The organism is Paraburkholderia sp. GAS348, assembly GCF_050434205.1.
Taxonomy (GTDB): Bacteria; Pseudomonadota; Gammaproteobacteria; order Burkholderiales; family Burkholderiaceae; genus Paraburkholderia.
On record NZ_JBNPVT010000002.1, the window covers coordinates 97,200 to 108,779 of the forward strand.

The window sequence follows — 11,580 nt, forward strand, 5'->3', positions numbered from 1 at the left end:
GTGAGCGGGCGTGTCGTCGATAACGTGGCAGAGAGTCCGCGCGGACGCTTTCGAGGTCAGCGGACAAGCGCAATCCGTATCAACACGTGCCGGATGATGCGCACGTCGAATGAATCGAGCGCGTTCGATTCGCCGTTAGCCGCCGAAGCGGGCTCAGCGGCGCAACGTATATCCGGCCGAACATAACGTCGGCCATCTGTTGTTAGAGCTGTTGTTGGAGCTGTTGTTAGAGCTGTTCATCGAGCCGTTGATTGAACCGTCACGGCTACGCCCGTCAACTCCACAGCAAACAACGCATCCAACAGATTCGACCCCGGCCGCCCGGCGAGCCGCGTGAGCGATTCGATCATCTGCACCTGGCAATCCTGAAGCGGAATCATCCTGATCCGCCGCGATTCGTTGAATTCGGCGCGCGCGATCACGCCCACCCCCATGCCTTGCGCAACCGCTTCCTCCAGCGCTTCACGCCCGTCCACATACATCACCGGTTCGACCTGCAACGACTCGCGCACCAGTTCGATCTCCAGCAACTGCTGCGTGACCGATTGCGGCTCGCGAAAAATCATCGGCTGCTGCACGAGTTCCGCGTAGCTCAGCTTGCGTTTTTTCGCCACTGGATAGCTTGCCGGCACCATCGCCACCAGCGGATCGCGCCGCAGCACGCGCGACTCGAGCCGGCTATGCACCTGCGGGGCGGCGGTAATGGCGGCATCGACCGCGCTCGACAGCACACGCTGCATGCAGTCCGCGGCATTGGCGATCGAGAGCGTCACGACGATCCCCGGATGCAGCTTGCGAAACGCGCCGATCAACGCAACCGCCAGATCGGGCGCGTCGGCGACCAGCGAGAGCGAGCCGGATTCGAGCCCACCCGCCGATTCGAGCAGTTGCCGCGCGTCGCGCTCGCAACTGAGCATCTGCCGCGTCACGCTGAAAAGGCGCAGACCGAGTTCGGTGGTTTCGACGCCGCGCGGGCCGCGCTCGAACAATTTGACGCCGAAGTCCTGCTCGAGCCGCTTCACGTGATCCGACACCGCCGGCTGCGTAAGCGACAGCGCCTGCGCCGCCCTGGAAAACCCGCCATGTTCCGCGACCGCATGAAACGCCCGCAATTGCGCGTATTGCACGTCTGCCTCGTCGATAGATAAGTTTTTACGATACCTTCATCAATTATATCGATTTTACCGATGGGCAGCGTTTCTGTACTGTGTCAAGCACCGAAACAGCGATATCGGAGATTCCGAACATGGAAAGCGCGATCGACAGTTCCCCGGCAATGTCCGCAATGCCGTCAACCGTGACCTGCGCCGCGCCGGCGAGAGGCGAGCCGTATCTGTTGACCCCGGGACCGCTGACCACGGCGCTCTCGACCAAGGAAGCGATGCTGCGCGACTGGGGCTCGTGGGACGGCGACTTCCGCGCAATGACCGCCCAGCTGCGCCGCAGCCTGCTGGAGATTGCCGGCGATACCGCGGGCGAGTACGACTGCGTGCCGCTCCAGGGCAGCGGCAGTTATTGCGTCGAAGCGATGCTCGGCAGCCTGATTCCGCGCGACGGCCACGCCTTGGTGCTGGCCAACGGCGCCTACGGCAAGCGCATTGCGACCACCCTCGGCTATCTCGGCCGTGCCTGCACGGTGCTCGACAAGGGCGACTACCTGCCGCCGCGCGGCGCCGAAGTCGAAAGCATGCTGGACGCCGATCCGCGCATCACGCACGTAGTCGCGGTGCATTGTGAAACCAGCTCCGGCATTCTCAATCCGATCGAAGAAATCGCCGCCGCCACCGCGAAAAAAGGCCGCAAGCTGCTGATCGACTCGATGAGCGCATTTGGCGCGGTGCCGCTCGATGTGCGCCAGATTCCGTGCGAGGCCTTCGTGTCGTCGGCGAACAAATGCATCGAGGGCGTGCCCGGCTTCGGTTTCGTGATCGCCCGCCAGCGCGCGTTGCAGGAGGCCAAGGGCCGCAGCCATTCGCTCTCGCTCGACGTGTACGACCAGTGGGACGTGATGAACCGCACCGGCCAATGGCGCTTCACGCCGCCGACGCATACGGTGGCTGCGTTTATCGAGGCATTGCGTCTGCATAAGCTCGAAGGCGGCCAGGCCGGGCGTCTCGCGCGTTATGCGAATAATCGCGACGTGCTGGTCGCGGGCATGCATGAACTCGGTTTCGAGCCGTTGCTGAGCGCGCGTTGGCGCTCGCCGATCATCGTGACGTTTTTCGCGCCGGCGCATCCGTCGTTCAAGTTCGAGCGCTTCTATGAATTGATGAAGGAGCAGGGTTTCATCATCTATCCGGGCAAGCTGACCGTGGTGGACAGCTTCCGCATCGGCTGCATCGGTCAGGTGGATGAGCATGTGATGCGCCGCGTGGTGCAGGCCTGTGCGCAGTCGTTGCAGGCGATGGGCGTCGACCACGCCGCGCCGCCGGCGATGGCGATCGAAGAACGCAAGACGCTGGCCGAAGCGGCGTGAACAGGGCGGCCTGGGCGCGTGGCGCGTGGGCCGCGCATCGGTGATGCACGGATCAAGTCTTGGCCCCACAAGCAGTCGTACGCAGCCATATATACGCGCGGCGCGTCGCGCGCGCTTTACAACCTCCTGAGTATCGAAGCAAATGAAACACGTAAAAGCAGTGATTTTCGACTGGGCCGGCACGGTGGTCGACTATGGTTCGTTGGCGCCGATGGGCGCATTTGTCGAGACGTTCGAGCAGTTCGGCGTGTCGATCACGATCGACGAAGCACGCGGCCCGATGGGTATGGCCAAGCGCCCGCATATCGCCGCGTTGATGGCGCTTCCGCGCGTGTCGCAAGCATGGGCCGACAAGTATGGCCGCGCGCCGGGCGAAGCCGACATCGACGCGGTGTACGACGTTTTCGTGCCGAAAAACATCGCGGTGGCCGCGAGCTACAGTTCGGTGATTCCGGGCGTGGCGGACGTGGCGAGCGCGCTGCGCAGCGACGACATCAGGATTGGCACGACCACCGGCTATACGCGCGAAATCATGGCCGAGATCGTGCCGGGCGCGGCGGCCCAGGGGTTTTCGCCGGATAGTATTGTGTGCACCGGTGACACGCCGGAAGGGCGCCCGTCGCCGTACATGATCTACAGGACGTTGCCGGAACTGGGTGTGTGGCGCGCCAGGGACGCGATCAAGGTCGACGACACCGAGGTCGGCATCGAGGAGGGCATCAACGGCGGCACGTGGGCGGTGGGTGTCGCCGTGAGCGGCAATGCTTTTGGCATGGCCGAGGAGGATGTCAAAGCGTTGGCGCCGGATGAATTTGCATGGCGGCGCAAGGCGGCGATCCAGAAGTTGCAGGCCGCCGGGGCGCATTACGTGATCGATAGCGTTGCCGATCTGATGCCTGTCGTGCGTGAGATCGATGCGCGCCTGGCGCGAGGCGAGCGGCCTTAAGTTGTCGACGCGCGGGCTTCGGTGGGTCTCACCGTGCTGCGCGCGGCGTCGAGCACGATCCGCTCACCGTCCCTGACGAATTGCTCGAGCCGTCACGGCGTTGCCGCGATCAGCTTCAGCCCGGCGGGCAGCGATTCGCCGAACACCCGGCCTTCGTCGGCGTCATCGAGCTCTACGGTCTCGCTGACCATCGTGATCCACGCGCGCGGCGCATTGGCCGTTTCGAGCCTGCGCACTACCGTCTGGCGCAACGCCTCGGGCAGGTCGCGCGAGCGGTCGCCGGTCATCCGGGCGATCTGCACGGCGGCGAATGCCGCGGGGTCGACCTTCTTCCAGTCGAGCGCGAGGATTGCGTCCAGCCACTGTGCCGCGATGTCCGGCGGCACGACGCTATGCGCGCTGCCATAGAACGGCCGCCGCGCGCCGATGCGGCCGACCGCCCACCAGCTCTGATGGTTTTCCGCAGGCTTCTTCAGCCGCGTGAGCACCGACTCGCCGAGCTCGATCTTGCGTTCGACCGGAATGCGTTCGAGCGATGCAGCGAGCCGGACCATGTCGGTGAAGCCGGTTTTCGACACGTCGAACGGCAGCTTATGGCGCGATTGCGCGGCTGTTTGCAGATAGGCCATCGCGTCGAGCACGCGCAGCTGCGCGCTTTCGTCGAGGCCGCCCGCGGCGCGGCGCCATAGCGTCCACCATTCCGACCAGACCTGGCTGTCGTTGACGTACTGGATGCCGTCGTCGAAGAGCGACCAGAGTTGCGCGACGCGCCATTCGTCGAGCGGATAGCCGAAGCCCGGCCGTACGCAATAGCCGGCCAGATTCAGCCACAAGCGTTCGTGGTCCGCCGAGCGCCGCCGGCGGCGCGCACGTTCCCATAGCGCACCGAACAGTTCGCGCAGCAGCGCGCTGTTCCAACCCTCGCGCGCGCCGAGCAGCTGTTCGAGTTGCGAACGCAGGCGTTTGACTTCCTTGGGGTCGACCTTTTGCGCGCGCGAGCCGAAGCAGCGGTCGATATGGTCGATGGCTTCGCCGAGCGCGGGGTGCCGGGCTTGCGCCGGATCCGCCGACAGGTTCGCCTGGGCGCTCGCCTCGGCGTCTGCGTGGCGCAACTGGAATTCGAGCAGCCAGCGCTGCGCCGGATTGTCGAGCTCGATGCAGTGGACTTCGAGCGTGCCCACTTCCGTAAGGGAGGTGGCGATCTGTACCGCGGTTTCGCCACGCACCGTGCTCGCGCCGCGTGCTTGCACGATCGTCGCGATGGGTGGCAGCCGAACGAAGTCGCCTTGCGCAAGGTCGGCAAGTTCGCCTGGTTGGTAGAGCGTGTCCGCGCTTGAAGAGGCCAGGTGAAAGCGCACGGGGTGTCCGAGGCGCAGTGCGAACGTGCGGTCTTCGATCCGGATCTCGTGGCCTTCTTCGGTGCCGCGCGGCAGCAGGCAGATGCCGCGTTGCGCCGGTTCGGCGTCGCGTTCGCCAGCGCCGGTGTCGTCCAGCACGAGGAAGTAACTGCGCGCCGAGCCGCCCCCGATTTTCGGCGCCTGGCCCGCGCGGGCGAGCGCATAAGCGACCGCGCCGCGCGCCACGGCGACGTCCGGATTGTCGTTGTGCAGAACATTGAGCGGCTCGCCGCGCCATGTGCCCAAGGTGCTGGACAGGCGCTGCGTGAGCGCCTCGGCGCGAAACACGCCGCCGTTCAGCAGCAGCGTGTCGGGTACCGGCAAGGACTCGTCCTGAGCTTCGGCTGTATCGGAGGAATGCGCGGAGGAACCGGCAGAGGAATCCAGCGCTTTACGCGACTGCACTGCGAAACGGCTCAGAAACGCCGCGATATGACGCGTCACCGCCGCATCGGTGGCATAGGGCAGGCCGAACTCGACGATCGCGCCGCGCGGCCTTCCGGGCCGTTCGTGCGATGCCACCGCCGGAAAGAATCCGTCGACGATGATCTGTTCGACTTCCTCGCGCGTGACCTGCGCCGTGCGCGCGCCGCCGATCAGCTTCGAGCCCGCGCCGAGCAGCGTGATCGAAGCGGATTCCGGCGCGTGCGGACCGAGCAGTTGTTCCTTCGCGCCGCGGCAACGTTCGACGAGTTGCGACAGACTCGCCGCCGACAAACGCTGGCGCTCGTTGCCCGCTTGAGGCAAACGCGCCTCGACCCGATGCGCGAGCGCGAGATCCATGTTGTCGCCGCCGAGCATCAGATGGTTGCCCACGCCGATACGCGTGAGCTCCGGCTCGCCGTCGCGCATGCGGACTTCGATCAGCGTGAGGTCGGTGGTGCCGCCGCCGACGTCGCAGATCAGCACGAGCCGGGTGTCCGACAGTTCAGTTGCAAGGCTGTCCCGATGATGAAACAGCCAGTCGTAGAACGCGGCCTGCGGCTCTTCCAGCAGCCTTAAGGTGGGCAGGCCCGCCATCCGCGCCGCTTCCACCGTCAGCGCGCGCGCGCCTTCGTCGAAGGAAGCGGGCACCGTCAGCACGACGTCCTGCGCTTCGAGCGGCGCATCCGGAAAGCGCTGATTCCAGGCCGCCCGCACGTGCGCCAGATAGCTCGCGCTGGCTTCGACCGGCGAGACCTTGCGGACATCGTCCGCGGCGCCCCACGGCAGAATCGGCGCGACCCGGTCCACCGACGCGTGCGACAGCCAGCTCTTTGCACTCGCTACCAGCCGCCCCGGCACCTGGCCGCCGAGCGTACGCGCGAGCCGGCCGATCACGACCGGCTGATCTACCTGGCCTGGCGCGCTAGCGTCCGAGCCATCGGCCGCGCGCCAGGGCAACTGCAAATCGCCCGTGCTCAGCTCGTCAGGCGCGGCGTGATACCGTACTGAAGGCAGGAGCGGCCGCGCGGCGACTTCGCCGAGACTCACCAGCTGATCGATCTCGAACACGCGAATGTCCTGCGAACCCGCCGCGGGATCGCCCGCCGCGGGATCGCCCGGCGCGGCATACGCCAGCACCGTGTTGCTGGTGCCGAGATCAATGCCGACGCGGTAGCGCTTCATCTCGGTCATGCATTGGCGCTGCCGCGCACGTCGAACTCGACCTTCCAGCGTTCGTCGGTGCCGCGCGGTATGGCTTCGAGTTCGAGCGTACCGGCCTCCGTGACGCGCGCATGGAGTTTGACCGGCACGACTTCACCGGCGGTGCGGCCGGCGGACGGCAGCGTCGCCTGGATTTCTTCGAGCTCCTGCAATTCCTCCGGGCCCCAGAAGTCGAGCAGCGTGCCGACCTGATCCTGACGGCGCACCGACGAGCCGAAGAAGCGGAAGTGCACCGGCTCGCCGACGACCAGCCCGAACTCCTGCGCCGGCAATTCGGCGTCCGTGCCTTCCTCCATGCCGAACGGTGCGACGCACAGCGCCTGCACCGGCGGCTCGAGACCGGGGACGGCGGGCATCGCCGATTCGATGGCGATGTAGTACGCGCGTGCGGTGCCGCCGCGAATGCGCACGCCCTGGCCGCGCCGCACGTAGCCGTAATAGGCCGCGCCGCGCGCGACGGCGAGATCGAGATCCGCGCCTTCGAGCAGGCGTGCTTGCGGCGCGCCTTCGGCGCTGAGCCAGCCATGGAGCGTGCCCATGATCCGCTCGACCAGCAGCGGCGACTTGAACACGCCGCCGTTGAAGAGCACGGCGGTGGGATGCAGGAAGGTCGCACCTTCCGCGGTGGCGATCTCGCGCAAGCCTTCGAGCTCGGCGAGCGCACCCACCTGACGGCCGAGGAAGGCCGCCAGATGCCGCGTGATGCCCGCATCCTGCGCATACGGCAGGCCGAGCTGCGTCAGGCCGGCACGCGCGCGGCTCACCGGGCGCGCCGCGCTGTCGACCTGCGGGAAGAAGCCTTCGAGAATCGTCTGGGTCAACTCCGCACGCGTGAGCTCGGTGCGGATCGAACCGCCGATCAGCTTCGAACCGCGGCTCGGCACGACGAGCGGCACGGTATCCGTCGACGGGTCGCCAAGCAGCGTTTCCTTCGCCGAGCGGCAGGCATAGGTGAGGGCGCGCAGTTGCCACGCGTCGGCCTGGGTCCCTTGCGCTGCAAGCTTGCGCGCCACGACGTGAGCAAGCGCGAGATCCATGTTGTCGCCGCCCAGCAGAATGTGTTCGCCGACCGCGACGCGATGCAGTTCGAGATTGCCGTCGCGCTCGACCACGGCGATCAGCGAGAGGTCGGTCGTGCCGCCGCCCACGTCGACCACGAGAATGATGTCGCCGACCTTGACCTGTTTGCGCCACTGGCCGCCGCTCTTCTGAATCCAGCTATACAGCGCGGCTTGCGGTTCTTCGAGCAGGGTCATGCGGCCGTAACCGGCGGCCTCGGCGGCTTCGGCGGTCAACTCGCGCGCGGCCGGATCGAACGACGCGGGGATCGTCACCGTGATGTCCTGCTGGCTGAACGGGGCGTCCGGATGCGCGTGGTCCCACGCTTCGCGCAGGTGCGTCAGATAGCGCACCGAGCTTTCGAGCGGCGAGACGCGCGCGACTTCAGGCGGTGCATCGTTCGGCAGAATTGCCGCGCGACGGTCGACGCCCGGATGGCACAGCCAGCTCTTGGCGCTCGACACGAGCCGGATCGGTGTGGCCGCGCCGCGGCTGCGGGCGAATTCGCCGACCGCGAATTCGCGCTGGCCGGTCCATGGCAGGTACAGGTCGCCCGAGGCGAGTTCGTCCGGGTGCGGCAGGTAGAGGAAGGAGGGCAGCAGATCGAGGTTGTCGATCGCGCCGGGGCCGGTGAGTTGGGCGATCGGCAGCACGCCCTGGGCGGTCTTTTCGCCGTCGCTGGCCGTGGTGTCCACGTAGGACAGCGCGCAGTGCGTGGTGCCCAGATCGATACCGATTGAAAAACGTGCGTCGCTCATAGCTCCACCTCGGCCGGTGCGATCACCTTGGCGTTATGGCTGCCGGCCAGCTTCGGCAGACGCACTTCGTCGACCCGCCAGCCGCGATGGCTGATGCTGCCGTTAAACGGCGCCTTGCCGACGACGTTGCCGGTCAGGCGAATCGAGGTGGCGTCGAAACCTTCGGCCAGCGTCACGCGGCTGCCTTCGGCTTCGTCGCGCACCGGACGGATCGTGAAATGCTCGCGCAGCGTCGCGCGGCAGCCCGCGTGCACGAGGCGCGCGGCGGCGCCGATGTCGGCGTCGCTATAGCCCTTGATGTCTTCTTCGACGAAATCGATGAAGCGCGCGTCGCGTTGCAGCAGGCCGAGCAACTGGAGCGCGGCGTCCGGGCTCGCTTCCTTCAGCGTGGGCGCCGGCTGAGGCGCGGGGGCCGGTGCCGCGGCAGGCGCGGGCGTGGCGGCGGGAGGTGCGGCGCTCGCGGCAGCGGCGCTGCCCGCGGTGCCCTTACGCAGGCGCAGCACTCCGGCGGCGAATTCGCCATCGCCGAGGATGCCGAAAAACGTACTCACGGCAAGTGAAATCCTGCCGAGGAAAGAGGGGGTCGAATCGTTCATGAATGCTCCTGAGGGGCTCTGTTAAAGGACGAGCTGTCCTGGCTGTGCCGCACGCGGCGGGCTCCACTTGCCAGATTGGCGTGCTGGGCCGTTGTCATGCGTCATTGCGAGGGACGGCGGCAGGTAAGCCGCCAAAGTCTGATTCATCCGGTCGGCGGCGCGTTCTACACGCGCAAAACCCGTATTTTGCCTTGTCGCGCGCCCGAAGCGGGCAAAGCCGGCAATTCTAGCGCTCCACACGCTATCAAGCGGAAAAATCAGTCGATGCCGACCGCGATGCCTTATGTCTTTGGCAACGTGGATTTTCCGCCACGACTGCGCGGCTTCGGCTCGATACCCACGCGGGGATCGCGCGCGAGCACGAGTGCCGTCATTCTTGCCGCGATGGTTTCAAATGCCGGGTCGTCTTGCGGCACATAAAGCCACTTTCCGGGCACCGTATGCGGCCGCAAGGCGCGGTATTTCATTCTTCCATTCGCATACCATGACGGAACGGCCGCGCAAGTTTGCACTGTTCATGCTCAGACCCATGCACTATACGGTTCATTGGGAATCGGTCCGGGAGTCAACGTGAGAGAAGCCGGCGTGTAAGCCGATGCGAGGCGCGCCGCATATGGCCGCCATGATAGTCGGCCTGATAGGGCTGAGCGCGCTGTCCGTGTCGATCACCTGGGTGGCCGCGGTTGTCGTCGATTACGACATGCCTGGTCTGAGCCCGGCTACCGGCACGACTTCTTTGGCTACTATCCGAGCGCCGGGTTGCTGCATCCTTTGCACGTATTGCAAACCGTGTTGCTTGCCGGGCAGGTTGACAACCCGTCCGGCCTCCCTTCATCGGGCGGTCGTCAGCATCAGAATGTAGGTGATCGTCGACACAACGATGACGCACACGCCGGCCATGACCTTTGTGTGGTTGAACTCGACGAGGCCAAACACGCAAATAGCGATGCCGAAAACCGCCATCAAAGTGCCGATGGCCGCAAGGAGGACGCATACCTTGTTTCCCGTCGTTTCCTCCGGATTTTCACTCGCTTCCACCTGATCGGGTTCCATGTGGAATCCTTGCGCGACACGAGCGCGCGGCCTTCAGCCATCGATAACCGGCGGGGGAGATTGTTCAGGCAATCTGGCGCCCCTGCGTACCGGTACATTCATTGTAGAAAGTCTGGTTTACACATCAACACGCATTGCGCCTACAGCAGTCGGATGACGAGTCGGGACTGGATGCCGGCGACAACCGGCTTTTCGATCGCCGGCAGTTCGAAACAGAATGCCGTGCCCGTTCCCGCGCGCTCGAGCAGACGTATCTGGCTGTGATGCAATTGCAGCATGCGCAAGCGTCGGCACCACGCTGTTGCTGGCGGCTTATGCGGCCGACAACGCCGGCATGCAATCGCCGGAAACCTATATCGGGTACGAGCGTGCCGAGAATTTCGCGTCGCCCGGCGGCGCAGCGCAGTACAAGGGAGTTTCTGGATCCCGGTGTGCAAGCATATGCGCATACATTCGGCTAAGCTGAGACGGACAGCGTGAGTCGATCACGCTTTGAAAGACTGACACCCAGAGGTCCCGAAATGGATCGTCAGCAAAAGCTTGCCATCGTCCGCCGAGCGTATGCGCGGCGGCTCATGGCCGCAGCCGGCATTGCAAATCCGGGCGTCGAGGCGGCATTCGCCGCTGTCGAACGAGAACGCTATCTGGGTCCGGGGCCGTGGCCGATCCTGCGTTCCGTCGGCTACATCCCCACGCCTGACGCCGATCCTGTCCATCTCTACGACGATGTTCTGATTGGCATCATTCCGGAACGTGGCCTTAACAACGGCATGCCGTCCTACCATGTGCCGCTTCTCGCAAGCGCCGGCATTCGAGCCGGCGATCACGTGGTCCATATCGGAGCGGGTGTCGGTTACTACACGGCCATCATGGCCTGTCTCGTTGGCTCCGCCGGCAGGGTCACCGCCATCGAGTTCGATGCCGGCCTGGCGAGGCGTGCGGCTGCGAATTTCTCGACTGTGCGGAACGTTCAGGTTCTTCAGGGCGACGGATTCTCGATGTCCTTTGATTCTGCTGATGTGATCTATGCCAACGCGGGCGTAACCCATCCCGCCGACATCTGGCTCGATCGTTTGAACGACGGTGGCAGGTTGATTCTCCCCCTCACGGTGGAGAGGACTTGGCTTCCTGGTGGCGCGACCCCGATCTCCCCATACGGCGCGGTATTTCGAATTGAACGCGATGGGGATGAATATTTCGCCGCCTGGATCTCCGCGGTCGGCCTCTACCCGTGTGAAGGAGGGCGCGATGACGCGTCGGAAGCCGCGCTCGACGCCGCCTTTCAAAAGGGCGGCTGGCGTTCTGTGACACGCTTGTATCGCACCGGTGATTTGCCAGATAAGCGATGCTGGTTGCGTGGAACACGGTGGGCCCTGGCCTACGACTGATCGCCTTATAGTCGTGGCCTATCACCGGCATTGCAATAATCGCCTTCTGTTGACGGTAAGTCGCACCTATATTTTGAGTTGCAGTAGCTTGGCCGACGCGAGCCAGCCTCGCCCAGCGCACACCACGACACCCGTCATCGGACGAAGAGCATGCGCGTCGGGTAATCGACAGTGGCGCACCCAAAGCGCCCACTATGATTTCCGGACTACCCTGCCTGCGCGGATCGGCAATGCATCATAGAATCCAGACGCCGTAGCAG

At 65.1% G+C, this 11,580-nt stretch carries 9 protein-coding genes; 3 read left to right on the forward strand and 6 right to left on the reverse strand.

The genetic code is table 11. The annotated features are described in order from the left end of the window. Positions 1 to 236: 236 nt before the first annotated feature. Positions 237 to 1,127, reverse strand: a complete 891-nt coding sequence (locus tag P3T22_RS03415) for a LysR substrate-binding domain-containing protein (RefSeq protein ID WP_063496021.1) — start codon at positions 1,125 to 1,127, stop codon at positions 237 to 239. A gap of 119 nt (positions 1,128 to 1,246) precedes the next feature. Here P3T22_RS03415 and P3T22_RS03420 point away from each other — a divergent pair, with 119 nt between their 5' ends. Then, positions 1,247 to 2,476: a 2-aminoethylphosphonate--pyruvate transaminase gene (locus tag P3T22_RS03420; RefSeq protein ID WP_429324224.1), complete on the forward strand. Its 1,230-nt coding sequence runs from the start codon at positions 1,247 to 1,249 to the stop codon at positions 2,474 to 2,476. Positions 2,477 to 2,618: 142 nt separating this feature from the next. Further along, the gene (gene phnX / locus P3T22_RS03425) at positions 2,619 to 3,422 is read left to right on the forward strand and encodes a phosphonoacetaldehyde hydrolase (RefSeq protein WP_063496023.1); all 804 of its coding nucleotides are present in this window, start codon (positions 2,619 to 2,621) and stop codon (positions 3,420 to 3,422) included. A gap of 92 nt (positions 3,423 to 3,514) precedes the next feature. Here phnX and P3T22_RS03430 read toward each other — a convergent pair whose 3' ends face one another. The 5 genes from P3T22_RS03430 to P3T22_RS03450 all read right to left on the reverse strand — a co-directional run bounded on the left by P3T22_RS03430 (position 3,515) and on the right by P3T22_RS03450 (position 10,210). Then, entirely contained in the window at positions 3,515 to 6,436 is a 2,922-nt protein-coding gene (locus P3T22_RS03430; RefSeq protein WP_429324225.1) for an Hsp70 family protein, read from the reverse strand. Continuing rightward, positions 6,433 to 8,283 carry an Hsp70 family protein gene (locus tag P3T22_RS03435; protein ID WP_429324226.1) on the reverse strand — a complete coding sequence of 617 codons (1,851 nt, stop codon included), beginning with the start codon at positions 8,281 to 8,283 and terminating at the stop codon, positions 6,433 to 6,435. The genes P3T22_RS03430 and P3T22_RS03435 overlap by 4 nt, the downstream gene beginning before the upstream one ends. After that, on the reverse strand, positions 8,280 to 8,879 hold the full coding sequence (locus tag P3T22_RS03440; RefSeq protein ID WP_429324227.1) for a DUF2760 domain-containing protein: 600 nt from the start codon (positions 8,877 to 8,879) through the stop codon (positions 8,280 to 8,282). The genes P3T22_RS03435 and P3T22_RS03440 overlap by 4 nt, the downstream gene beginning before the upstream one ends. A gap of 831 nt (positions 8,880 to 9,710) precedes the next feature. After that, positions 9,711 to 9,932, reverse strand: a complete 222-nt coding sequence (locus P3T22_RS03445) for a hypothetical protein (protein ID WP_063496027.1) — start codon at positions 9,930 to 9,932, stop codon at positions 9,711 to 9,713. Between the two features lie 140 nt (positions 9,933 to 10,072). Then, the gene (locus tag P3T22_RS03450; protein ID WP_429324470.1) at positions 10,073 to 10,210 is read right to left on the reverse strand and encodes a hypothetical protein; all 138 of its coding nucleotides are present in this window, start codon (positions 10,208 to 10,210) and stop codon (positions 10,073 to 10,075) included. Between the two features lie 243 nt (positions 10,211 to 10,453). Between P3T22_RS03450 and P3T22_RS03455 the strand changes: the two genes are divergently transcribed. Next, on the forward strand, positions 10,454 to 11,320 hold the full coding sequence (locus P3T22_RS03455) for a protein-L-isoaspartate O-methyltransferase family protein (RefSeq protein ID WP_429324228.1): 867 nt from the start codon (positions 10,454 to 10,456) through the stop codon (positions 11,318 to 11,320). Positions 11,321 to 11,580: the final 260 nt, after the last annotated feature.